The organism is Marinobacterium marinum, assembly GCF_013868415.1.
GTDB lineage: Bacteria > Pseudomonadota > Gammaproteobacteria > Pseudomonadales > Balneatricaceae > Marinobacterium > Marinobacterium marinum.
In genome coordinates this window covers 30,171-54,021 of sequence record NZ_JACEMT010000036.1, presented here as the reverse complement: position 1 = coordinate 54,021, position 23,851 = coordinate 30,171, and the positions used below count along the sequence as shown (strand labels likewise).

At 48.9% G+C, this 23,851-nt stretch carries 21 protein-coding genes and 1 pseudogene; all 22 read left to right on the top strand.

Annotation, left to right across the window (positions count from 1 at the left end; all coding sequences use genetic code 11):
- Entirely contained in the window at positions 1-1,365 is a 1,365-nt protein-coding gene (locus H1S06_RS04040; RefSeq protein WP_181737488.1) for a phosphohexomutase domain-containing protein, read from the top strand.
- Positions 1,366-1,367: 2 nt separating this feature from the next.
- Positions 1,368-2,534 (top strand): nucleotide sugar dehydrogenase, encoded by a 1,167-nt coding sequence (locus tag H1S06_RS04035; protein ID WP_181737486.1) that lies wholly within the window; start codon positions 1,368-1,370, stop codon positions 2,532-2,534.
- Between the two features lie 111 nt (positions 2,535-2,645).
- Positions 2,646-3,716: a dTDP-glucose 4,6-dehydratase gene (gene rfbB / locus H1S06_RS04030; protein ID WP_181737484.1), complete on the top strand. Its 1,071-nt coding sequence runs from the start codon at positions 2,646-2,648 to the stop codon at positions 3,714-3,716.
- Between the two features lie 30 nt (positions 3,717-3,746).
- Complete coding sequence (gene rfbA / locus H1S06_RS04025) at positions 3,747-4,619, top strand: glucose-1-phosphate thymidylyltransferase RfbA (protein ID WP_181737482.1); 873 nt, start codon at positions 3,747-3,749, stop codon at positions 4,617-4,619.
- A complete protein-coding gene (locus H1S06_RS04020; protein ID WP_181737480.1) occupies positions 4,616-5,719 on the top strand; it encodes a DegT/DnrJ/EryC1/StrS family aminotransferase in 1,104 nt (367 codons plus the stop codon). The genes rfbA and H1S06_RS04020 overlap by 4 nt, the downstream gene beginning before the upstream one ends.
- Positions 5,720-5,726: 7 nt before the next feature.
- Positions 5,727-6,290: an acyltransferase gene (locus H1S06_RS04015; protein ID WP_181737478.1), complete on the top strand. Its 564-nt coding sequence runs from the start codon at positions 5,727-5,729 to the stop codon at positions 6,288-6,290.
- Positions 6,287-7,474, top strand: a complete 1,188-nt coding sequence (locus H1S06_RS04010) for a TDP-N-acetylfucosamine:lipid II N-acetylfucosaminyltransferase (RefSeq protein WP_181737475.1) — start codon at positions 6,287-6,289, stop codon at positions 7,472-7,474. Before H1S06_RS04015 ends, H1S06_RS04010 begins: the two co-directional genes overlap by 4 nt.
- Positions 7,471-8,883 carry a lipopolysaccharide biosynthesis protein gene (locus H1S06_RS15690; RefSeq protein WP_181737473.1) on the top strand — a complete coding sequence of 471 codons (1,413 nt, stop codon included), beginning with the start codon at positions 7,471-7,473 and terminating at the stop codon, positions 8,881-8,883. Before H1S06_RS04010 ends, H1S06_RS15690 begins: the two co-directional genes overlap by 4 nt.
- 14 nt (positions 8,884-8,897) lie before the next feature.
- Positions 8,898-9,596 carry a hypothetical protein gene (locus H1S06_RS04000; protein WP_181737471.1) on the top strand — a complete coding sequence of 233 codons (699 nt, stop codon included), beginning with the start codon at positions 8,898-8,900 and terminating at the stop codon, positions 9,594-9,596.
- 19 nt (positions 9,597-9,615) lie between these two features.
- A pseudogene (locus H1S06_RS03990) lies at positions 9,616-10,353 on the top strand (HipA family kinase).
- Entirely contained in the window at positions 10,350-11,159 is an 810-nt protein-coding gene (locus H1S06_RS03985; RefSeq protein ID WP_181737465.1) for a DUF3037 domain-containing protein, read from the top strand. Before H1S06_RS03990 ends, H1S06_RS03985 begins: the two are co-directional and overlap by 4 nt.
- Before the next feature lie 20 nt (positions 11,160-11,179).
- A complete protein-coding gene (locus H1S06_RS03980) occupies positions 11,180-12,991 on the top strand; it encodes a tetratricopeptide repeat protein (protein ID WP_181737462.1) in 1,812 nt (603 codons plus the stop codon).
- A gap of 54 nt (positions 12,992-13,045) precedes the next feature.
- Positions 13,046-13,846 carry a DUF4760 domain-containing protein gene (locus H1S06_RS03975; RefSeq protein WP_181737460.1) on the top strand — a complete coding sequence of 267 codons (801 nt, stop codon included), beginning with the start codon at positions 13,046-13,048 and terminating at the stop codon, positions 13,844-13,846.
- A gap of 120 nt (positions 13,847-13,966) precedes the next feature.
- Complete coding sequence (locus H1S06_RS03970; protein ID WP_181737458.1) at positions 13,967-15,181, top strand: hypothetical protein; 1,215 nt, start codon at positions 13,967-13,969, stop codon at positions 15,179-15,181.
- A 46-nt stretch (positions 15,182-15,227) separates the two neighbouring features.
- A complete protein-coding gene (locus H1S06_RS03965; protein ID WP_181737456.1) occupies positions 15,228-16,139 on the top strand; it encodes a glycosyltransferase in 912 nt (303 codons plus the stop codon).
- 110 nt (positions 16,140-16,249) lie between these two features.
- Entirely contained in the window at positions 16,250-17,449 is a 1,200-nt protein-coding gene (locus H1S06_RS03960) for a glycosyltransferase family 4 protein (RefSeq protein ID WP_181737454.1), read from the top strand.
- A 39-nt stretch (positions 17,450-17,488) separates the two neighbouring features.
- Positions 17,489-18,610 (top strand): GDP-mannose 4,6-dehydratase, encoded by a 1,122-nt coding sequence (gene gmd / locus H1S06_RS03955; protein ID WP_181737452.1) that lies wholly within the window; start codon positions 17,489-17,491, stop codon positions 18,608-18,610.
- A gap of 9 nt (positions 18,611-18,619) precedes the next feature.
- Positions 18,620-19,585 (top strand): GDP-L-fucose synthase, encoded by a 966-nt coding sequence (gene fcl / locus H1S06_RS03950; RefSeq protein ID WP_181737449.1) that lies wholly within the window; start codon positions 18,620-18,622, stop codon positions 19,583-19,585.
- Positions 19,585-20,835 carry a glycosyltransferase WbuB gene (locus H1S06_RS03945; protein ID WP_181737447.1) on the top strand — a complete coding sequence of 417 codons (1,251 nt, stop codon included), beginning with the start codon at positions 19,585-19,587 and terminating at the stop codon, positions 20,833-20,835. Before fcl ends, H1S06_RS03945 begins: the two co-directional genes overlap by 1 nt.
- Positions 20,822-21,289: a GDP-mannose mannosyl hydrolase gene (locus H1S06_RS03940; RefSeq protein WP_181737445.1), complete on the top strand. Its 468-nt coding sequence runs from the start codon at positions 20,822-20,824 to the stop codon at positions 21,287-21,289. Before H1S06_RS03945 ends, H1S06_RS03940 begins: the two co-directional genes overlap by 14 nt.
- 21 nt (positions 21,290-21,310) lie before the next feature.
- On the top strand, positions 21,311-22,732 hold the full coding sequence (locus tag H1S06_RS03935) for a mannose-1-phosphate guanylyltransferase/mannose-6-phosphate isomerase (protein WP_181737443.1): 1,422 nt from the start codon (positions 21,311-21,313) through the stop codon (positions 22,730-22,732).
- A 68-nt stretch (positions 22,733-22,800) separates the two neighbouring features.
- Complete coding sequence (locus tag H1S06_RS03930) at positions 22,801-23,820, top strand: DUF2235 domain-containing protein (protein ID WP_181737441.1); 1,020 nt, start codon at positions 22,801-22,803, stop codon at positions 23,818-23,820.
- Positions 23,821-23,851: the final 31 nt, after the last annotated feature.

The window sequence follows — 23,851 nt, the reverse complement described above, 5'->3', positions numbered from 1 at the left end:
ATGACCCAACTCACCTGCTTCAAAGCCTACGACATCCGTGGCCAACTGGGCACTGAACTCAACGAAACCATCGCCTACCGTATTGGCCGTGCCTATGCCCAATACCTGAATGCGAAAAAAGTTGTGGTCGGTGGCGATGTACGTGCCACCAGTGAAGCACTCAAGCAGGCCCTGGCACAGGGCATCATAGATGCCGGTTGTGATGTCATCGATCTGGGAATGACAGGCACTGAAGAAGTGTACTTTGCCGCATTCCATCTGGATGTAGACGGCGGCATCGAAGTTACCGCCAGCCACAACCCCATCGACTTTAACGGCATGAAGCTGGTCAAACGCGATGCCCAGCCGATCAGCGGCGATAGCGGCCTGAAAGAGATACAGCAGCTGGCCGAACAACAAGCCTTCACCACGCCAGAACATATAGGTCAGCTCAGCCAACTGAATCTGCGACAGGCGTACCTGCAGCACCTGCTGACCTACATTGACCTGCAACAGCTCAAGCCTTTGAAGCTGGTCGTCAATGCCGGTAACGGAGCCGCTGGGCCAGTAATCGATGCGTTGGAATCCGAGCTACAGCAACGTGGTGTTCCGATCATCTTTATCAAAGTACACCACCAGCCTGACCCGACATTCCCCAACGGTATACCCAACCCGCTACTGGTAGAAAACCGTGACGCTACAGCCCAAGCTGTTATCGAACATCAGGCCGATATGGGTATCGCTTGGGATGGCGACTTTGATCGCTGCTTCCTGTTTGACGAACAGGGCCAATTCATCGAAGGCTACTACATTGTCGGCTTGCTGGCCGAAGCCTTCCTGAAGAAACACCCCGGTGAAAAGATCATTCACGACCCACGCCTGACCTGGAACACCATCGACATCTGCAAACAATACGATGGCCAGGCGATCCAGAGCAAAACCGGCCATGCCTTCATCAAAGAGCGCATGCGCAAGGAAAACGCCATCTACGGCGGCGAAATGAGCGCGCACCACTACTTCCGTGACTTTGCCTACTGTGACAGCGGCATGATCCCTTGGTTGTTGGTGGCCGAGCTGATCAGCACCGAGAAAAAAACACTCTCGCAACTGATTCACGAACGCCAGCAGGCCTACCCGTGCAGTGGTGAAATCAACTTCAAGGTAGCGGACGTGAAAGCCTGCATCCGGAAGGTGAAAGCACACTTTGAGGATCAGAGTCCGTTAATCGATGAAACGGACGGATTAAGCATGGAGTTTACAGACTGGCGGATGAATATTCGTGGGTCGAATACCGAGCCGTTGTTGAGGTTGAATGTGGAGAGTCGCCGGGATAGCGAATTGGTCGTGTGTACAGTGAATAGCGTTAAGGAATTGATTCAAAGTTGAATATGAACATCACTATCGCAGGTACCGGCTACGTGGGCCTGTCCAACGCTGTACTCCTGGCCCAGCACAACAACGTGATCGCACTGGACATCGTGCAAGCTAAGGTTGACCTGATCAACGCGCGTCGCTCACCGATTGAAGATGCCGAGATAGAAAACTACCTGGCCGGCAAGCCGCTTAATCTGACGGCCACAACCGACAAACAGAGCGCCTACGCTAACGCTGATTTCGTTATCATCGCCACCCCCACCGATTACGACCCCGACACCAATTTCTTCAACACCCAAAGTGTCGAAGCCGTAATCAAAGACGTACTAACGATAAACCCACGTGCCATCATGGTGATCAAATCCACTGTGCCGGTTGGCTATACCCAAAGCGTCAGGGAAAAGTTCGGCAGCGACAACATTTTGTTCTCACCGGAGTTTCTGCGTGAAGGCAAGGCACTGTATGACAATCTCTATCCCTCGCGCATCATCGTCGGTGAGCAGTCTGAAAGGGCGCAAACCTTCGCCGCCTTGCTACAGCAAGGCGCGACCAAACAGGACGTGCCTACCCTGTTTACCGACAGCGCTGAAGCTGAAGCGATCAAACTCTTCGCCAACACATACCTAGCAATGCGTGTCGCCTACTTTAATGAATTGGACACTTACGCTGAAAGCCATGGCCTCGACAGCCGTCAAATCATCCAAGGCGTCGGGCTGGACTCGCGCATCGGCATGCACTACAACAACCCCAGCTTTGGCTACGGCGGTTACTGCTTGCCCAAAGACACTAAACAACTGTTGGCCAACTACGCCAACGTACCTAGCAACCTGATCCGCGCCATTGTCGACTCCAACACCACCCGCAAGGACTTCATTGCCGAATCCATCCTGAAGCGTAACCCCAAGGTAGTCGGCATCTACCGGCTGGTGATGAAATCCGGCTCCGACAATTTCCGCGCCTCGGCAATTCAGGGCGTGATGAAGCGGATCAAGGCCAAAGGGGTAGAGGTGGTAGTGTATGAACCGGTACTTGATGCCGATAGCTTCTACAACTCCCGCGTGATCCGCGATCTGGATGAGTTCAAGCAGATCAGCGATGTGATTATCGCCAACCGCCAGGCGGATGTGCTGGAAGATGTCGCCGCCAATGTGTATACGCGGGACCTGTTTGGTAGTGATTAACGTGTAGATACCACTACTGTGGGAGCCTGCTTGCAGGCGATGACCTACCCAACCAATACGTTCAGGTTACAAAAAGCTACCCAGTAGCTCGCCCAAAGGTAAACACCCATTATGAAACTCCTCATAACCGGCGGTGCCGGCTTTATCGGTTCGGCGGTTATCCGCCACATCATCCAAAACACTCAGGACAGCGTCGTCAACGTCGACAAGCTCACCTATGCAGGCAACCTGGAAAACCTGCGTGAAGTCGACAGCTCTGACCGCTACGCCTTCGAGCAGGTCGATATCTGCAACCGCACCGAGCTGGAGCGAGTATTTGCTGAGCATCAGCCCGATGCCATCATGCATCTGGCCGCAGAAAGCCATGTAGACCGCTCCATCGATGGCCCGGCTGCGTTTATTGAAACCAACATCGTTGGCACCTACACCTTGCTGGAAGTCGCTCGCAGCTATTGGCAAGGGCTGGACGATACACGCAAACAGGCGTTTCGCTTCCACCATATCAGCACCGACGAGGTCTACGGCGACCTGCCGCACCCGGCAGAGGCGGATGATGCAACCCAGCACTTGTTCACCGAAACTACCGCCTACGCACCCAGCAGCCCATACTCTGCAAGCAAAGCCAGCTCGGACCACTTGGTACGTGCCTGGATGCGCACCTATGGTTTCCCGGTGCTGGTCACAAACTGCTCCAACAACTACGGGCCGTATCACTTCCCGGAAAAGCTGGTACCGTTGATGATCCTCAATGCGCTGGAAGGCAAGCCGCTGCCGATCTATGGCAATGGCGACCAGATCCGCGACTGGCTCTATGTGGAAGACCATGCTCGTGCACTGTATAAGGTCGTCACCGAAGGCAAATTAGGCGAAACCTACAACATCGGCGGCCATAACGAAAAGCAGAACATCGAAGTGGTCCACACCATCTGCGATATTCTGCAGGAACTGGCCCCGGCTGAAACCCGCTACCGTGACCTGATCACGCACGTACAAGACCGCCCCGGCCACGACCGCCGCTACGCGATTGACGCCAGCAAAATACAGCGCGAACTGGGTTGGAAACCGGCAGAAACCTTCGAGTCAGGTATCCGCAAAACCGTACAGTGGTATCTCGACAACCTGGAATGGTGCCGCCGTGTACAGGATGGCACCTACCAGCGTGAGCGCCTTGGGCAGCTCTGATTACAACAGTTTCAGTTACAAGGACAGACCATGAAAGGCATTATCCTCGCCGGTGGTTCCGGCACCCGTTTGTATCCGATCACCAAAGGCGTGTCCAAGCAGCTGCTGCCCATCTACGACAAGCCGATGATCTATTACCCGCTCTCGGTACTGATGCTGGCCGGTATCCGTGACATCCTGATCATCTCCACCCCCGAAGACCTGCCCAACTTTGAAAAACTGCTGGGCGATGGCAGCAACTTCGGTATTCAACTCAGCTACGCCGAACAGCCCAGCCCGGACGGTCTGGCGCAGGCCTTTATCATTGGTGAAGAGTTTATCGGTGATGACAGCGTCTGCCTGGTACTGGGCGATAACATCTTTTACGGTCAGGGCTTCTCGCCCAAGCTGAAACAGGCAGCTGCCCGCACGTCCGGCGCCACCGTATTCGGCTATCAGGTGAAAGACCCGGAGCGCTTTGGTGTGGTCGCTTTTGATGAAAACAACAAAGCGATCTCCATTGAAGAAAAGCCCGAACAGCCCAAGTCCAACTATGCCGTGACCGGCCTCTATTTCTACGACAACGATGTCGTGGAAATTGCCAAGCAGGTGAAACCCTCACACCGTGGCGAGCTGGAAATTACCAGCGTCAACCAGGCTTACCTTGAACGCGGCGATTTGAATGTGGAGCTGCTGGGGCGTGGCTTTGCCTGGCTGGATACCGGCACCCATGAAAGTCTGCTGGAAGCCGCGCAGTTTGTTGAAACCATCGAAAAGCGTCAAGGCTACAAGGTCGCATGTCTGGAAGAGATCGGCTTCAGCAATGGTTGGCTAACAAAAGACAAGCTTATCGAGGAAGGCAAGGCGTTAAGCAAGAATGGTTATGGCCAGTACCTGTTGGCCTTGGCGGGTGAAAAAGCATGATTCCAGTAACTAAGCCATACTTCCCCAGTCGAGAAAAGCTCGATAAATACATTGATGGCATTTACGAACGTCAATGGCTGACCAATAACGGTCAGTTGGTACAAGAGCTTACAAAACGCTTGGAAGACTATTTGGGTGTTGAAAACCTGCTGCTTGTTTCCAATGGCACTTTGGCTCTGCAAATTGCCTATCGTGCTTTGGGCGTGAGCGATGCAGCACCTAGCGCACAGCCTGAGGCGATCACTACCCCGTTTACTTTTATCGCCACCGCCAGTTCTTTGAAGTGGGATGGGGTACAACCAGTATTTGCAGACATAGACCCGAATACCTGGTGCCTAAACCCGGACAACATTGAGGCGGCTATTACACCGAATACTCGTGCGATTGTTCCCGTACACGTTTTTGGTAATGCCTGTGATGTAGAGGCGATTGAGGCTATTGCCCAGAAGTACAAACTGAAAGTGATCTACGACGCCTCTCACGCTTTCGGTGTGAAATACAAGGGTGAAAGCCTGCTCAAGCATGGTGATGCCGCAACCCTGAGTTTTCACGCAACAAAGCTGTTTCACACAGGTGAGGGCGGGGCCATTATCTTCAAGCACAAGGAAGAGCTTGAGCGGGCGAAGAAGATGATTAACTTCGGCATTACAGGGCCGGAATGTATAGAAGAGCTGGGCATTAACGCCAAAATGAATGAGCTGCAGGCCGCGATGGGCTTGTGTGTGCTGGATGAAATTGAAGCCAATTTGAATGCGCGACACACTATTTGGGAGCGCTATGCGCGAGAGCTGGCAGGTTTGGTGCAATTGCAAAAGCGTAGTGACGATCTGTCCTACAACGCCGCCTACTTCCCGATAGTGTTCAAGTCAGAGCAGGAGGTAGTGCGGGTAGCAGACCTGCTCAAAGATAATGGGATTCTGGCGCGTCGATACTTTTTTCCATCATTGGAAATAGTTGAGTTTTTAGACCAAAAGGAAATGCAGCCATACTCAAAAAATATAGCAAGTAGAATTTTGTGTCTCCCAATTTATGCAGCATTGGAAAAGTCGGAACAGGAAGGTATTATTAATGTGATCAAATCACACATGAGGTTGGAGTAGAAAGTCAATGGCATTTCTTTCGTCTGAGCAACTAAATACTATGGGGTTTGCGGAACTTGGTTCGAATGTACTGATTTCGGATAAAGCTTCTTTTTATAATTCAAAAAAAATCTCTATAGGTAGTAATGTTCGTATCGATGATTTCTGTGTTTTATCAGCTGGCGATGGTGGTATTGAAATAGGAGATCACGTTCATATTGCAGTGTTTTGTTCTTTGATGGGAAATGGGCGAATAAAGCTATCAGATTTTTCTGGCTTATCTTCTCGCGTTTCTATTTATAGTAGTAACGATGATTATTCAGGTTTGTCATTAACAAATCCAACGGTCCCCGATGATTTCAAAAATGTTCGTTCCGCGGACGTCCTACTATGTAAGCATGTTATCGTTGGTGCAGGCTGTGTAGTACTTCCTGGCGTAAAAATAAACGAGGGCGCTTCGATTGGAGCACTGAGCCTAGTTTCGAAGGACTGTGAAGAATTTAAAATATATTCAGGTGTTCCCGCTAAGCCTATAAAGGCAAGAAAAAAAGATCTGAAGGCTCTTGAAATGGATTTTATTAATAAACGATGAAGATATTGCACATCGCTTCAGATGATAAATTTATAGATCATGCCTATACGGTCTTCGAGAGGGCTTATCCCAGTGAGAATGAGGTATGGGTTCTGTCCAAATCGAGCGATTTAAAATTTGTGAAGCTCAATGTAGATAAAATAATCCCTTTAAGCCTAATTAAAAGGTGGGCTCCAAAAGTCTATAAAGAATGCTATCAAAATTACGACCTGGTTGTGTTTCACTCTTTTGGTGAGGTGATTTCACCTGAGATATTTAACATACCTAAAAATATACCAACGGTATGGCTGGGCTGGGGGTATGATTACTACGACTTGATCGGTAATCCTGGTGATCTTTTACTGCCCGAAACCAAAAAAGTTGCGGTTCAAAGCTATAAAGCGCTAATTCGATCGACGATTGGTAAGGCCCTTCGGGTTGCATTCAAATTGGCTGGTATTTCAAAGTCTAGAAAAAAAGCTATAGAAAGGCTTTCGTTATTTTCACCTGTTCTCCCGAATGAATACGACATGGTGCTGAGGTCCCGTAACTGGAAGAGCTTCCCTGAACATACGAGCTGGAACTACGGTACCATGGAAGATCATCTCATTAAGGGTTTTGAAGGTGAGCAGGTAGATGGCAACGCAATCCTGGTTGGTAATAGTGCTTCACTGACCTGCAATCACAAAGAAACATTTGATTTCCTGGTTAAAACCGGTGTTGAAAACCGGAAAGTTATAGCACCGCTCAGCTATGGCGATACAGTATATGGTGAAAAGATTGCAGCACTGGGGAAAAAATATTTCGGCTTGGATTTTAATCCGCTGAAAGACTTTATGCCTATACAAGATTATGTGGCCACAATCAAACAATGCGGCTATGTGATTATGAATCATAAACGCCAACAAGCGGTCGGTAATATTGTAATCATGCTGTACTTGGGTGCTCGTGTATTTTTGCGTGAAGAAAACCCGACATTTCCGTTTCTGAAAGATTTAGGTGTTGTTATTTCATCAGTACAAGAACTGGAAAAAGACATTTCACTGTTAGACACACCGCTATCCATTGAAGAAAAGGAACGCAATAAGCGGTTAGTAAGTGATTATTGGTCAAGAGAGTCAGGCATTGCCAGGACAAAGGCACTTGTAGACCGTGCATTAAGCCTTGCAAATAAAAGCAGTTGTAAGCCAAGAGGCAATGTGTGACACCACGTAAAATAGCCGCCTTCGCCATTGGCCCGATCGGTGGCGCACTGCTGAGCCTTATCACGCTGCCGATCATCACCTGGTTCTTTTCACAGGAAGATGTCGGCAGAATGGCGATGCTGCAGGTCACTATCGGCTTTAGCACACTGCTGTTCAGTCTGGGGTTGGACCAAGCCTATGTACGTGAATTTCACGAGGTGGACGATAAACCGGCTTTGCTCAAGCGTGCTTTGTTGCCGGGTTTATCCATACTGTTTGTGACACTGCTGGTCTTGCTGTCATTCGGCGGTACCCTTGCGGGCTGGTTGTTTGAGCGCCCTGAATGGCACTTGAGCCTGCTGATAGCGACGGTCTTGCTTGCGGCTTTCATATCCCGTTTCTTGTCACTGGTGCTGCGGATGAACGAGCAGGGTCTGGCATTCTCAATGAGCCAGTTACTGCCCAAGCTGGTATTGCTCGCCATCATCGCTGGCTATGTCTTGCTGGGTGCCGATACAAGCCTGACCAACCTGGTGATCGCAAATACAGCTGCCTTTGTGTTTGTCTGCGTGGTATTTGCATTCAATACCCGCAAGGAATGGATCGCCGGAATAACTGCAACGCTTGACTGGCAGCATCTGAAACTGATGCTGCGCTTTGGTCTTCCCCTGATACTGGGAGGCGTTGCCTACTGGGGTTTGACAGCAATTGACAAGGTGTTCTTGCGTACACTGGCCAGCTTTGAAGAGCTTGGCGTCTATTCAGTGGCTGTGAGCTTTGCAGGGGCTGCAACCATTCTGCAAAGTGTATTCTCCACCGTTTGGGCGCCTACAGTGTATAAATGGGCCAGCAAGGGCGAAGGGCTGGAGAACGTACATAAGGTAAGCCGTTACATACTTGGCCTTGTTGTATTGGTGTTCTGCCTGGCGGGACTGCTGTCATGGATCGTCACACTTTTCTTACCGGCAAACTATATCGCAGTGCAATGGATTCTGGTGGCATGCCTTGGCGCACCCTTGCTCTATACCCTGTCAGAAACAACCGTGGTGGGCATAGGTATCTCACGCCGCAGCAGCTTTGCCATGTTGTCCGCTTTGGTTGCCTTTGCTGTCAATCTTGTTGGGAACTGGCTGATGATCCCGCGCTTCGGTGCTGCTGGTGCAGCCGTTAGTACCTGTATTTCGTTTTGGGTCTTTTTCGTACTGCGTACTGAGTTTTCAATCTATTTGTGGAAACCGATGCCAAGGTTGCTGCTGTATGGGTACTCAGCTTTGACGGTAGCAGGGGCCAGCATTTTTACGCTTTACGGTGCCAGCATCTACCCATTTATGTTGGCGTTTTGGGGATTGCTGCTTGTTGCGGCACTATTCAGTTTCAAAGCTGAAGTGCTTGAAGCGGTCGGGTTTGTCGCTGTCAGATTAAGAAAATAAACAAGACGCTAAAAATGGACTTAAAAGCCGAGCAGGGTACCGCAGGCAACCAGAGCGCCACCCAGGTACTCAACACACTGCTCGACCGCTACCTCAGCCCTGCATTTGGTGCGCTGCCAAAACTGGAAGTCGAGCTGATCATGCTCGATGCGCTGGAACAGTTGGGCGTGATTAGCCCGCAGCCACAGGTCTATGAGTTGGTTTCCAAACTCAAGGTAACGCGTACCAAAGCGAACAAACTGCTGTACGAGCGTGAGTTGCGTCGTTCAACCAGCACGGATCTCGATAGTCGGGTAAAGGAACTGTTGCGCAGCCCACTGATCGACAAGAAAGGCACCCACTTCATGCTCGAAGTGGATAACCCACTGCTGCTGGATCATCTGCGTGACAAGGTACGCAAGCTTGGTTACATCAGTGACGGATCTTTCTCATCCAGTCTGGTCAAACTGTCGGTCGATGCTTTCGTGGCGCTGGTAGAGGATGCGCTAAAGGACGAGCTTGAAACCGCTGAAAGAGTGCTGAAAGAAGCCGGCGCACCGGATACCAGCATTAAGGGCGTGATCAAGGCGGCCTGTAGTAAGCTTGCCCATCGAATCGCATCCGATACCGGCGAAGCCGCCATGCAGCAGGTATCAGACTTCTTCGGCGCACTGGTGGGTGGCAAGGCCGATGAGTTGAGAGCGGCGGCGGTACAAGTGTTTCAGGGGCAGTAGGCCTGATCCAAGGGCTAGCATGAGCCGAGTCGAGATCATTGAAGTCATACGCCGCGCTGATCAGGGTGTAACTCGCCCATATATCTGTAGAGGTAATGATGGCAATATCTACTTCGTGAAGGGTGAGGGTGCCAGCCGTCGTAGTCTGCTTTGTGAGTGGATTGCAGGCAAACTGGCATTGCTGACTAATGTGCCCATCGCCCCTTTCGCTATCGTTGATGTACCTGAAGAGTTGCTTGCATTCTCTGCAGGCCTGGATTTGTAAGATTTGGGCGCGGGATCGGCCTTCGGTTCGCGTGAATGCGGCGTAACCGAACTGGCATTCAGTCGTATCCACGAAATACCGCAAAATTTGCAACAGCTGGTCGCTGCATTCGATTGGTGGATTCACAACGAGGATCGTACCCTGTCGTTTGAAGGCGGTAATCCCAATCTATTTTGGGATGAGGGTGAGCGGCAATTGGTTGTCATCGACCACAACCAGTCGTTCGATACCGGCTTTGATGCAGCAAGCTTCGTTGATCATCATGTATTTCATCAACAATTCCGTTTGCTGCAAGCCGACTTGGCAGCGCTGGCCGTGTTACGGCACACAATGCACCAAGCGCTGGATAATTGGCATGCTATCATCCTCATTGTACCCAATGAGTGGTGGTACATTGATGATGAGATGAGTGTCTCGGTCAGCTTTGATACAACGCAGATTCTACAATTACTGAACAGAGTCATCGATCCCGATTTTTGGAATACGCCATGAAACGAGTAGCCTGCCAGTATGCCATTCTGCGGTATATGCCCTATGTTGAAACAAGCGAATTTGCCAACGTCGGTATTGTGCTGGCTGCCGGTAATGTAGCTTATTTCGGCTTCCAGCTGCAGGATAAGCGCTACAAGCGGCTGACCGATTTTTTCAAGGACCTGGATAGCCGCACCTACAAAACGGCTATCCAGGCGATGAAAAACGAACTCACGCGCATTCAACAACTGGCCACCAGCCAAACTGCATTGACCGATGGGCTGTTTCAGGAACTGACGCGCCCGCGTGAAGCGCTGTTCCGGTTCAGTGACCCGGGCGTGGTATTGACGGATGATCCAGCCAAAACGTTGACTGAGCTGTACGAACACTACGTCGAGCACCGCTTTGTTACGCTACAATACCGTGAAACGGTGCTCGAAAAGAGAATCAAAACGCTTTTGCATCAGTTCGATCTGGCTGATCGGTATAAGTCTGCCAAATTGGGTGATGACGAATACCAGGTTGCACTGCCGTTTGTGGCTCGCCAAGGCGAGCAAGTATGCAAAGCCATCAAGCCACTTGACCTGAACCAGCGTGAAACCATCAAGATGGTCGAAAAAGCTGGCCAGTGGCAGTTCCGTATGAATGAGCTCGCACGCCGGGGCAAAAAACCCCGGCAGATGCTCTTTGCAGTTGATGGACCCGGAAACCAAGACACACAGCATACACATGCCTACCTGCGTGCCGTTGATCTGCTGGCTGAAACAGGGGCTGAAGTTATTACAATGGCTGAAATCGAACGGCTGGCTGAGTTTGTGATTGCGTAGAAGGCTAACGTCTATTCACTATGCCGCCCCTAATTGACCTTCTCCAGCCAAGCAAACTGCACTGGCTCACCGTTCCGCGCTATGCCGTTATTGCAGTGCCGCTGCTTTTGGCCACCGGCAGCAGCGCAAGTGGGCAGGGGACAGTCGCGCTGCCATTACTGCTGATCGCCACACTCGGTTGCGTGCGCCTGGTTTGGCTCAAACGGCTGCCCCACGAGTGGGCGAGGCTCGATAAGGCTAAACATGCCCTGAATGCAGCCCAACCGGATCGCGCGATCGGCATCCTGCTCAAGCCATTGGCTTTGGCAGGCACGCATTATCAGGTCAAGCGCGCCGTCTTGCTGGCGCGTGCATATTGTCATCAGGGTGATTTCATCAAAGCGCATGAGGTACTCAGTGCACACGACACCCGATACCTGCTACCGGATGAGCAACTGAGTCTGCAAATCGCCTGGGCGCAGTTGTTCATCGAGGCTGATAATCCAGCCGAAGCCCGGCGCAGGCTGGCCGATATTTCTGATCAGGAATGCCAGGCAAACCTCAACTGCCTGCTACTCAAAGCAGAGCTGGCATTACAGGATGAGCACTACCCGCAGGCCCGGACGCTGCTGGAATCCGGTCTGGACCACTGCAAAGAGCCGGCAGATCGAGTGCTGTTACACAATAACATGGCGCGCCTGGAAGGGTTGCAAGGGCACAGGGATGCCCAACTGCGTCATCTGCAATCAGCAAGGGTAGAATTCAGCAAAGCGCCTCGCGCTGGCTTGACCGATATTGTCCACCACAACCTGGCCATCGCATTGGTGCGTAAAGGCCAACCGGAAGATGCCAAAGCGGTGTTACGCGAAGCCTTTGCAGCGGGTGATACCAGCGGATTGGCGCATGTGATTGCAGTGCTTAATAACCACCTGCACACCGCGCGTGAAGCCGGGTATGCGGACTGGGTGCGCAACATCTATGCAGAGTTTGATCGACAGCTCGAACGGTTAAAACCACGCACGTCGCGCGAACAGCTTGCACTGGATATCACCCAGCTACGCATGATGCGCAACGATGGTATATCGTGCACAATCGATAACTATCCCGAGTTGATCGAGCACCTGCTGGACAGGCTGGCAACCACCACACCTGCCGTACCAATAAGCGAGCGTGTGGCCGGGCTGGTCGAACTGCGCCATGATCTCAAGCGAGAGATAGAAACAGAACTCCAGCAAACCAACAAAGTGCCTGTGCAGCTAATCAACCTGATGCAGCAATCCGCCCAGCAGCTGCTGAAACACACCGCGACAATCGAAACGTACTTGAGTAACTTATCACCCAAACTGATCGGCCCGCTGACGCTATGGCACCGCTACCGAACAGATGCCGACAAGGCACGGATCGAACTCGCCGAAGGCTCAACCAACTTACAAGCCGCGTTCAACGCTTTGTTCGACCACCTGCGTGAAAAAGCCGAATGGTTGGCAGAACAGGGCACTGCGCAGCAAACAATAGAAGCCTGGCTGATCATCTGCGATGAGTTGGTGGCCTATCACGATCAATGGCCACCCGCAGCACAGCCCAGCTGGCGTGCGCAGTATTCAGACCTGGCCCAACATGCACTCGATCAGGCCACCGCACTGATGGCAGGCCTGAAACACCACCGCCAACAGGTCGATCAATTGATTGGCCTGGCCTACTTCAACCTGAGGCTGCGTGAAGACAAAGTCGCCGCGGCGCGTTGGATGCGTGTTGTGAAGATGTACGAGCCGTCGCTGGACCATTATGCGAGTTGGTTGAGAGGGCATTATGGGTTTGTTTGTGGGGAGTTGGATGGGGCCTTCTATGTGTGAGTTTTATTCAGTTTTTCTCTGATCTCCATTGCACCTATTTAAGATGGTTTTTTGATGAATAAAAACATAAAAGAAATTATAAGGTCAATATTAGAGCATAGGGTAGACGTCGTCATAGGATTAGTTTTTATTTCTATATTTTCTTTGATATCATGGCAATGGATTGGAGAGTCTTGTTATATAAATAAAAAAGACTTGATTATGCCATCAGTTGTTATGGTTGGCTTGTTTCTGGCTTGGATTCAGTTCTTAAGCAACAAAAGTGTACAGCGGAAAGAAGCAGCGCTTACCTATTATCCCAGGCCCATGGAGCTTGAAAGGATCGAAAATGAAATTGATAGAGTGCTAAATTTTTGGTCAAGTAGCTATGCAATGGCAAGTCACGAGGTGAAACTGATGCTTGATGAAGAAATCACCAGCGTTGAGTATCAATTATGCTGGGATCGATTATCCAACCAAGTTAAGCGCGAAATATTGGATGTATATAATAAATATCATGCTGAAAAACCTAAAAGCCAATCATATAATAGTCCAAATACAGGAGATCATAATTACGATAAGCTACCAAACCAGGTATGCGGATTGGCCTACTGTGACGATTATGCGCCTCTAATTAAAGAGCGTTTCCTTGATATTAGAAGAAAATTTCATCTTTATCTGAACCAAATAGAAGGTTTTTGTCTCGCACTAAATAAGGGAAATATTGACTCAAAAACTGCGAAGGAAATGTATGTTCACAAGCTTGAAAATCACTTCAGAAAAGCTAAGCCCTACATCGACGCGGTAAGAGCAAAAAGAAACTCACCAGAGATCTATATCCAATTTGAAAAGGTTATTGACAAGTGGAAAAGTTAATAATGAATTTTTACCCTGGCCCTTATTCCTATCCTTATTTACTTACTGCCATGGTATTCGAATTTTAATTTTGACAAGATCGATTTTTTTATTTCAACAATCGTTTTAAAATAGGCGCACATGAATTCTTCCTTGCTTAACAATCAAAAAATGTATCTTTTTATATTTGGTGTTATTTTTTTGCCCTATTTAAAGTTGATGAATTATGTTGGCTATTATATAAACTCGCTATTGATACCTTTTTCAGTAGGGATAATTTTATTAATAATTTCAATTTTTGGATCTTTTAAGTTAAGAAAGGATTTTATTTTCTTTGGTTTGGCAGTGTTTTTCTTGGGTGTGTTAAGTTTGCTTGTAGATGGTGCCCTTGGGCGGTTAACTTTATTTAAACTTTTTAATGGATTATACAGTTCAACTCTTCCATTAATATATGCGGTTATTTTTTCATTTGGAATTTCAAAGTTTGGAATTGTATTTGTACATAAATCAATATTTATCGTCTTGATTCTCAATATATCATTTTTGGTTTTTCAGTATTTTTTGTACAATGTTTTTGGATTATACATTGATATGAATTCATGGTTTAATGGTGTGCCTACAACTGCATTTAACACTGCATATATTCATGATTTTGGTGTTAGATATTCTGGTTTTTTTTTGGAACCTAGTATTCAGGCTGCGCATATTGCTGCTTTTCTTTTTCTATATTACTTGTACGGCGGGTCTTCATTATTAATTTATTTTTTTTCTGTAATTACCATATTGATAACTAAATCAACAATTTCTTATTTTTTGGTTATTCCTGCAGTTTTTTTGTTTATTGGAATTCTACATCAGAGATATAGAATCCTTTCACTGGTTGTTATTCCTTCCGCAGTAGTTGTTTTTTTAATTTACATATATGAACCACTTGTTTTGAGATATGAGAGATTTATCGAAGGTGCTGATGCTAGTACTTCACTAAGGTTAAATCTATTGTATAAATTCTTCTCTGACACTAATAAGTTGATTTATGGCTTTGGTGATGTACATAAGAAAAATCTCGAATGGAATGATCCGCTCAATTCATTGGGCGACCATACATTTTTTCTAAACCAATTTGTAGTACATGGCTTAATAATTGGTATGTTTTTTTTAATGACATACTTGTATTTTATGAGAAATGTTTTTTTAAATTTATTCTCGGCATTTTTTCTGTTGGTTGTTTTTTTGAAATTTGGGATACCTTCTTATCCGTCTTCAGCTATTTTTTTTGTTATCATTATTTGTTATAAGACTTGTAACAAATTAAATAGCAGTGTTGGGTTATTTAGTAGTAACTATAAAGGATCTTGATTTTTAAATAAATCATGTAGATAGAATTTATAATCGAAGGTTATTAATGAACACAGCTCCGATAGTACTTTTCGTTTACAATAGGCCTTGGCACACGCGAAAAACAGTTGAAGCACTCCAAGCTAATGAACTGGCAACTATAAGTGACTTGATTATCTATTCTGATGGTGCAAGAAATTCAGAATCTGTTGAAAGTGTTCAAGAGGTCAGAAACTTCATCAAATCAATATCAGGCTTTAAAAGCGTAAAGATATTTGAGCGTGATAAAAACTGGGGGTTGGCAGCAAATATCATAGATGGTGTGACGACTGTAGTTAATCAATACGGTAAGGTTATTGTGATGGAGGATGACATTGTGACTAGCCCTGCGTTTTTAAAGTTTATGAACCAGATGCTTGACTATTATGAGAAGGAAAAGAAGGTTTGGCATGTCAGTGGCTGGAATTACCCAATTGAAACTGAAGGATTAGGGGATTTTTTCTTTTGGCGTGTGATGAACTGCTGGGGTTGGGCAACTTGGGCAGATCGATGGAGTTATTTTAAAAAGAACCCAAAAGAGTTAGTTAAAAAATGGGATAAGACTAAGAAGAAACACTTTGATTTAGACGGGTCGGGAGTGTTTTGGAATCAAGTTTTAAGGAATGCCTACTCGTCACTGGATACTTGGGCTATTTTTTGGTATGCGTCTATTTATGAAAACAACGGGCTTTGCTTGAACCCCACTATTAGTTTTGTAAAAAATATCGGACATGATGGAAGTGGTACTAACTGTAGTAGTTCAAAAATTTCCCAAGAAATTTCTAGTGAAGCGTCTTTTATTGAATACCCTGTAGATGTTTTGGAGTCAGAGCAGGCTGTACATCGCATTAAGTTTTTTTACAAAATCAATACAAAAAGCTTATTTTTGCGTGGAGTTAATAAGTTTTGTAGAAGTTTTTTTAACAAAAATTTGTTTTAGTTTAATTTTTGCAATTTAAACGTTAATAATTAAAGTCTTTCATTAATATATTTTTTATATTGGCGATAAAATTTCTAGTTATTATTATATTTAATATTTGGTGAGGTTTTTTGGCTTTGAAAATAATAATGGTTCATAATTTTTATTCTTCGGCCATACCCTCTGGTGAGAACCAAGTTTTCTTGGCGGAAAAAAAAGTTTTAGAAGAAAACGGATTTTTTGTTGGTACCTTTTTAAGACATAATAATGATATAAAGAAAAAACCTGTTTTGGGTGCATTAAAATCGGCAGTTTTAGCTCCATGGAATTTTTCAGCAGTGCGTCAGCTTCGTAAGATATGCCAAGATAATAGGGTTGACTTGATACATGTACATAATACCTTCCCAATGCTCTCCCCGTCGGTTTTTTATGCGGTCCCTAAGAATGTGGCAACAGTCCTGACTTTACATAATTATAGGATTTTTTGCCCTGCGGCTATCCCTATGCGTGCGGGAAAGGTATGTACATTGTGCATTGATCAAAGGACTTATTTGCCTTCAATCTTTCATGGTTGCTATAAAAAAAGCAGAGCTGCAACGCTACCTTTAGCTTTTTCTAATGCGCTACATGACTATATAAAAACTTGGCATGATAAGGTCGATGCCTTTATTTGTTTATCTGATTTTCAACGGGAGCTGGTTATTAAAGCAGGGCTACCAGCAGAGAGGGTTCACGTAAAGCCTAATTTTTACCCTGGCAATCCTACTGTTGTGCCTTGGTCTGAGCGTAAGCCTTATGTTGTTTTTGTGGGTCGCTTAAGCTCAGAAAAAGGGGTTATGACATTAATTAGGGCATGGAAAAAATGGGGTTCATTGGCACCCGAACTGCGTATTATAGGATCTGGTGAATTGCGCTGTGAGCTTGAAACTATGTCTGCTGGACTCTCGGTTAAGTTCCTTGGGCAGCTCACTGTTGAGCAGACACAAAATGAAATTGGCAATTCTATGTTGCAAATTTTACCGTCTGAGTGGTTTGAAACTTTTGGTCTTGTAGTGATAGAAGCTTTTGCACACGGTACACCTGCTGCGGTATCTAGAATCGGTGCTTTGCCATCATTAGTTCAGCATAAAAATAATGGTCTTATTTTTGAACCAGCTGATGTCGATTCTTTGCTTAATACGGTGAGGTCTGCTTGGAGCGATCCTGCTTTACTCCAAGATCTTGCTTCAAATGCCAGGCAGTCATTTGAAAGCCATTATACAAAAGAGGCTAACTTGAAAATGCTAGTTAATATCTATGATAAGGCCATTCAGGTTGCTAAATCCAAGTAGTTTTTATGAATATCATTGATTGATTTATGCGAGGTTGTTTTGAATAGAACAGCACTAATTACAGGTATAACAGGGCAAGATGGATCCTATTTGGCTGAACTTCTGTTGGAAAAAGGCTACGAAGTGCATGGTATCAAGCGTCGTGCATCCTCGTTTAATACAGAAAGAGTCGATCACATCTACCAGGACCCACATGTTGATAATCAGAACTTCATCCTGCACTACGGCGACCTTACAGACTCCTCAAACCTCACCCGTATCATCCAGGAAGTGCAGCCGGACGAGGTGTATAACCTCGGCGCGCAGTCGCACGTGGCGGTGAGCTTCGAGTCACCGGAATACACCGCCGATGTCGATGCCATGGGTACCCTGCGCATCCTCGAGGCCATCCGCCTACTGGGGCTGGAAAAGAAGACCCGCTTCTATCAGGCGTCCACCTCCGAGCTGTACGGTCTGGTGCAGGAGATCCCGCAGAAGGAAACTACTCCTTTCTACCCGCGCTCGCCCTATGCGGTGGCCAAGCTCTACGCCTACTGGATCACCGTCAACTACCGGGAGGCCTACGGCATGTATGCCTGCAACGGCATTTTGTTTAACCACGAATCGCCGCGCCGCGGCGAAACCTTCGTTACCCGCAAGATCACTCGTGGTCTGGCCAATATTGCACAGGGCTTGGAGAAGTGCCTTTTCATGGGCAATATGGATGCGCTGCGTGACTGGGGCCATGCCAAGGACTATGTGCGCATGCAGTGGATGATGTTGCAGCAGGATCAGCCGGAAGATTTTGTGATTGCCACTGGTGTGCAGTACTCGGTGCGTGAGTTCATTAAGTGGTCCGCAGCTGAGCTGGGTATTACCCTGCGTTTTGAAGGTGAGGGAGTGGATGAAATCGCTGTAGTTGAAACCATTGATGGCGATAATGCTCCGGCGCTGAATGTCGGCGATGTGATTGTTCGCGTAGATCCGCGCTACTTCCGTCCTGCTGAAGTGGAAACCCTGCTGGGTGATCCGGCCAAGGCGAAAGAGAAGCTGGGCTGGGTGCCGGAGATCACCGTGCAAGAGATGTGTGCCGAAATGGTTCAGGAAGACCTCAGGGTCGCTAAGCGCCATGCGCTGCTGAAACAACACGGCCATGAGGTGCCGGTGTCGGTGGAAAACTGAGGGTCAGGGATGAATAAGACAATCTTTGTAGCTGGCCATCGCGGTATGGTTGGCTCTGCCATCGTGCGCCAGCTAGAAGAAAGAGGTGGCTACCGGATTCTGACGGCAACTCGTAATGAGTTGAACCTGCTCGACCAAGTAGCTGTGCAGCGTTATTTTGCTGAGCACTCTATTGGTCAGGTGTACCTGGCTGCCGCTAAGGTGGGTGGCATTCAGGCCAATAACAGTTACCCGGCCGAGTTTATCTACCAAAACCTGATGATCGAGGCCAACATCATCCATGCCGCCCATCAATCCGGTGTTCAAAAGCTGCTGTTCCTGGGTTCCTCCTGTATTTATCCCAAACATGCTGAACAGCCGATGCGTGAAGATGCGCTTTTGACCGGTGTGCTGGAGCCCACCAACGAGCCTTATGCTATCGCTAAGATCGCCGGTATAAAGCTCTGCGAGAGCTACAACCGCCAGTATGGCCGCGATTACCGCAGCGTGATGCCCACCAACCTGTACGGCCCCAACGATAACTTTCACCCTGAAAACAGCCATGTGATCCCGGCGATGATGCGTCGCTTCCATGAAGCGGTGCAGTCAGGACAGGAAGAAGTTGTAATTTGGGGAACAGGAACCCCTATGCGTGAGTTTTTGCATGTGGATGATATGGCGGCGGCATCAGTGCATGTGATGAACCTGGCCGGAACAGTCTATCAGGCCTATACCCAGCCGATGCTCTCCCATATTAACGTGGGCACAGGTGTGGATTGCACCATTCGTGAATTGGCCGAAACATTGGCGAAGGTTACTGGTTTCCAGGGTGCACTCAGGTTCGATACCACTAAACCTGATGGTACGCCGCGCAAGTTGATGGATGTATCGCGTCTGGCTTCTTTGGGCTGGCAGGCAGGAATAGATTTGGAGTCTGGTTTGCAGAGCACCTATGAATGGTTCAAGGCCCATGTTGATGATGCACGGATGGGCTGATGAAAATACTGCTCTACGGCATCAATTACAGTCCTGAATTGACCGGTATCGGCAAGTACTCCGGGGAGATGGCACGGTGGCTTGCCGAGCAAGGCCATGATGTGCGTGTGATTACAGCACCGCCCTATTATCCGGAGTGGAAGGTTGGAGTAGGTTATTCCGCGCTGCGTTACCACACGGCAGTAGAAGAGGGTGTGCGTGTTACGCGTTGCCCTTTATATGTGCCGGCCAATCCGTCGGCACTAAAGCGGCTGGTTCACCTAGGTAGCTTTGCGTTCAGTTCCTTGTTCCCCGTGTTAGTGCAATGGCGTTGGAAGCCGGATCTGGTGGTGCAGGTGGTACCTACGCTGTTTTGCTCAGTGCCGAGTTTGCTGTTGGGGCCGCTGACCGGCGCACAACGGGTTATCCATATTCAGGATTATGAAGTGGATGCCCTGTTCGGCCTGTCCCTGGCGAAAGGTGGTCGCCTTAAGCGGTTGGCCTTTGCCGTGGAGCGTTGGCTGCTCAATCGCTTTGATTGGGTGTCGACGATCTCCGAGGGGATGTTAAAACGCGCCCGCGATAAGGGGGTGGAGGAGAGCAAGCTGCTGTTCTTCCCCAACTGGTCTGAGGTTGACCGTTTCCAGGGGGGCACCCGTGATGAGGCCTTGCTGCGCGGGTTAGGGGTGGATCCCGCCAAACGTGTGGTGCTCTATTCCGGCAATATGGGTGAAAAGCAGGGACTGGAGTCGGTTATCGAGGCGGCCAAGCTGCTCCGCGATCAAAGCGATCTGCATTTCCTGATTGTGGGTGATGGGGCTGCGAAGCAGCGGCTTATCGCCCAGGCACAAAGCCTGGAATTGGAGAATGTCAGTTTCGCACCGCTACAGCCGTACGAGTCTTTGCCGGCTTTGCTGGCATCGGCAGACTGCCATCTTGTTGTACAGAAGCGAGGTGCCGCTGATGCGGTACTGCCCTCCAAACTGACCAACATTCTGGCAGTGGGTGGCAATGCGGTGATTACGGCAGACTCGGATACTACACTGGGGCTGTTGTGCGCTGAATATCCAGGTATTGCGGAATGTGTTGAGCCTGAATCGGTAGCTGAATTGGTTGCAGGTATTGAACGAGTGCTGGCGTGGTCGCAGCCTAATGCCATTGCCGCAGACTACGCACGCCAGTATCTGGACAAAGACGTATTGCTGTCCCGTTTCGTTACCGTGTTTGAGCCCAGTAAGGGCGTACAGGCAGACCAGCATGTGGATAGATAACGACACCTTCAAGACTATCGTTGACACCACGCCGCTGGTATCTATTGATCTGGTGGTAGAGAATGCCAACGGTGAGATTTTGCTGGGTCAGCGCACCAACCGACCGGCTCAGGGCTACTGGTTTGTCCCGGGAGGACGGGTTTTGAAGGATGAATCCTTGGACGCCGCATTCAGACGTTTGACCCAGGCTGAACTGGGACAGGTTTTTGAACGATCTCAGGCACGACTGTTGGGTGTGTACGAGCACTTCTATTCCGACAGTGTATTTGGCAAAGGGGAAGGGAACCCCTCAACCCATTATGTGGTGCTTGGTTATCATTTAAAGTTGGATGCCGATATGGTGCTGACACCGCCGAAACAGCAGCACAGTGCTTACAGCTGGTGGAGTCCGAAGGTGATGCGGGACGATCCACAGGTTCATGAAAACAGCCGGGCTTATCTCGCAGCGCTTTAATCAATTACCAGGAAGTTAAACATGCTTTATCCCGTCATCATGGCCGGCGGCAATGGATCACGCCTCTGGCCGCTCTCGCGTCAGCTGAATCCAAAACAATTTTTACCGTTGGCAGATAATCACCGGTCCATGCTGCAAGCCACTATTCAGCGTTTGGAAGGACTAAATACGGCATTGCTATTGCTTATCTGCAATGAAGAGCATCGTTTTATCGCTGCCGAACAACTACGACAGCTCGGTATGGAAGAGGCTAACATTCTGCTTGAGCCTGTCGGACGTAATACGGCACCCGCTATTGCACTTGCGTCTTTACGAGCTGTTGACACCTCAACGCAGGATGAAGACCCTGTGTTGTTGGTACTCGCAGCAGACCATCTGATTCAGAATGTCGAAGCTTTTCACGCCAGTATTGCAACAGCATTGCCGCTTGCCCAACAGGGTAAGCTGGTCACCTTCGGTATTGTGCCCACTCATGCAGAAACTGGCTATGGCTATATCGAGCAAGGTACAGCTTTGGATACCGGTGGTTATATAGTTAGTCGTTTTGTCGAAAAGCCGGATCAGGTTACTGCAGAAAAATATCTTTCCAGCGGTCAGTACCTATGGAACAGCGGTATGTTTATGTTCCGTGCAGGACGTTACCTTGAGGAGCTTGAACGTTATCGCCCCGATATTTTGGCTGCTTGCCGTTCAGCGCTCTCAAACGCAAATCAGGACATGCATTTTACCCGTGTAGATGCGGAAGCTTTCGCCGTCTGCCCCGATGACTCTATCGACTATGCCGTGATGGAAAAAACAGACTCTGCGGTGGTCGTGCCGCTGGATGCAGGGTGGAGTGATATTGGTGCCTGGTCTGCGCTATGGGATGTAAGCGATAAAGATGTAAACGGTAATGTTTGTAAAGGCGATGTATTGGCACATGACAGCCGTAATACTTACCTGCATGCTGAAAGTCGTTTGGTCGCCACTGTCGGTGTTGAAGATTTGGTAGTGGTTGAAACCAAGGATGCGGTGTTGGTTGCACATCGAGACCGTGTGCAGGATGTAAAAAAAGTGGTTGAGTCCATCAAAAAGGATGGCCGCCATGAACACATGAACCACCGTGAGGTATATCGTCCCTGGGGTGTGTATGATTCCATCGATAGTGGCGAGCGCTATCAGGTTAAACGTATAACGGTAAAGCCGGGGGCCAAACTCTCTGTGCAGATGCATCACCACCGCGCCGAGCATTGGATTGTTGTCAGTGGTACGGCCAAGGTGACGAACGGCGACAAGACCTATCTGGTGACCGAGAACCAATCTACCTATATCCCGGTAGGGCAAGTGCATGCGCTGGAAAACCCGGGTGTCATCCCGCTGGAGCTGATTGAGGTGCAGTCTGGGGCCTATCTCGGTGAGGATGACATTGTGCGTTTTGAAGATCGGTATGGGCGGGTTGAGTAACCGGCTGTCGTTTTCACAGAGCAGCACAGGACGCGCTGTAATAATTAAACAATCAAGGACGATTGACCATGAAAAGCATCATCATCTGTGCCGACGGGACCTGGCAGTCGCCGGAGTCGGTGCAGGCGTCTCATATCCTGCGTTTGGCGCGGGGTATTGCACCGCAGACCACTGAAGGCCACAAGCAGGTGGTTTACTATGACTGGGGGATCGGCGCTGATGGCGATCGCCTGGTGGGCGGTATTACCGGCAAGGGGCTGGACAAGAATATTCTGGATTGCTATCGCTTTCTGGTGCATAACTACGCCGTTGGAGACCGGGTCTACCTGTTCGGTTTCAGCCGTGGCGCTTACACGGTGCGCTCATTGGCGGGGCTGGTGCGTAACTGTGGTATCCTGCGCCGTGAGCATGCCGGTAAAACAGCGAAGGCCTATGCGCTGTATCGTCAGCGGGGCAAGTCGTCGTCACCATCCAATACCCGGGCTGTCGCGTTTCGCAAGGCGTATGCCGTGGCCGATATAAGCCGCATTCACTTTGTCGGGGTGCTGGATACGGTAGGGGCCTTGGGAATACCGGCACCGTTTTTGGGGACGCTGGGCAGTACACGGTATCTGTTTCACGATACTGCACCGGGTCGTTGCATCCGTCATGCGCGCCACGCGGTGTCCATTGACGAGAATCGGCAGGATTTTGAACCGGCGTTGTGGCAATCGGTAGCGGGTGTCGATGTACAGCAAGTCTGGTTTGCCGGTGTGCACTCGGATATCGGCGGTGCCTATGAAGACCGGTCTCTGGGAGACTGTGCCGGCTTGTGGCTGGTGAATGAGGCAGGCCGTTGTGGCCTGCAGTTTGAATCACATTTTTTGCAGGGCCTGTTGCCTGATCATGCAGGCCCTCAGCATAACGAGTATCGAGGTTTCTACCGCGCCATGCGGCGTCGTGCCGTCCGTCAGGTCGAGCCAGTGTTGCATGTCAGTGTACGTCAGCGCAGGGATGATCCCCGGCTGCGTTATCGCAGCCCGGCGTTGCAAGCGATGCTTGCGCGGTTGAAGGGTGACTGGTCAGGCGTACGCTGGGTTGAAGGGTAGCCAAACCTTGAATGGTAAATAGCAGGTTACG

Excerpts from the sequence above, each read along its gene's own strand:
- H1S06_RS04020 (WP_181737480.1), top strand. The coding sequence starts at position 4,616 with ATGATTCCAGTAACTAAGCCATACTTCCCCAGTCGAGAAAAGCTCGAT.
- H1S06_RS04000 (WP_181737471.1), top strand. The coding sequence starts at position 8,898 with ATGGACTTAAAAGCCGAGCAGGGTACCGCAGGCAACCAGAGCGCCACC.
- H1S06_RS04035 (WP_181737486.1), top strand. The coding sequence starts at position 1,368 with ATGAACATCACTATCGCAGGTACCGGCTACGTGGGCCTGTCCAACGCT.
- H1S06_RS04010 (WP_181737475.1), top strand. The coding sequence starts at position 6,287 with ATGAAGATATTGCACATCGCTTCAGATGATAAATTTATAGATCATGCC.
- H1S06_RS03965 (WP_181737456.1), top strand. The coding sequence starts at position 15,228 with ATGAACACAGCTCCGATAGTACTTTTCGTTTACAATAGGCCTTGGCAC.
- H1S06_RS03975 (WP_181737460.1), top strand. The coding sequence starts at position 13,046 with ATGAATAAAAACATAAAAGAAATTATAAGGTCAATATTAGAGCATAGG.
- H1S06_RS03940 (WP_181737445.1), top strand. The coding sequence starts at position 20,822 with ATGTGGATAGATAACGACACCTTCAAGACTATCGTTGACACCACGCCG.
- H1S06_RS03985 (WP_181737465.1), top strand. The coding sequence starts at position 10,350 with ATGAAACGAGTAGCCTGCCAGTATGCCATTCTGCGGTATATGCCCTAT.
- H1S06_RS04040 (WP_181737488.1), top strand. The coding sequence starts at position 1 with ATGACCCAACTCACCTGCTTCAAAGCCTACGACATCCGTGGCCAACTG.
- H1S06_RS03970 (WP_181737458.1), top strand. The coding sequence starts at position 13,967 with ATGAATTCTTCCTTGCTTAACAATCAAAAAATGTATCTTTTTATATTT.
- H1S06_RS04015 (WP_181737478.1), top strand. The coding sequence starts at position 5,727 with ATGGCATTTCTTTCGTCTGAGCAACTAAATACTATGGGGTTTGCGGAA.
- rfbA (WP_181737482.1), top strand. The coding sequence starts at position 3,747 with ATGAAAGGCATTATCCTCGCCGGTGGTTCCGGCACCCGTTTGTATCCG.
- H1S06_RS03935 (WP_181737443.1), top strand. The coding sequence starts at position 21,311 with ATGCTTTATCCCGTCATCATGGCCGGCGGCAATGGATCACGCCTCTGG.
- H1S06_RS03945 (WP_181737447.1), top strand. The coding sequence starts at position 19,585 with ATGAAAATACTGCTCTACGGCATCAATTACAGTCCTGAATTGACCGGT.
- H1S06_RS03980 (WP_181737462.1), top strand. The coding sequence starts at position 11,180 with ATGCCGCCCCTAATTGACCTTCTCCAGCCAAGCAAACTGCACTGGCTC.
- rfbB (WP_181737484.1), top strand. The coding sequence starts at position 2,646 with ATGAAACTCCTCATAACCGGCGGTGCCGGCTTTATCGGTTCGGCGGTT.
- H1S06_RS03930 (WP_181737441.1), top strand. The coding sequence starts at position 22,801 with ATGAAAAGCATCATCATCTGTGCCGACGGGACCTGGCAGTCGCCGGAG.
- fcl (WP_181737449.1), top strand. The coding sequence starts at position 18,620 with ATGAATAAGACAATCTTTGTAGCTGGCCATCGCGGTATGGTTGGCTCT.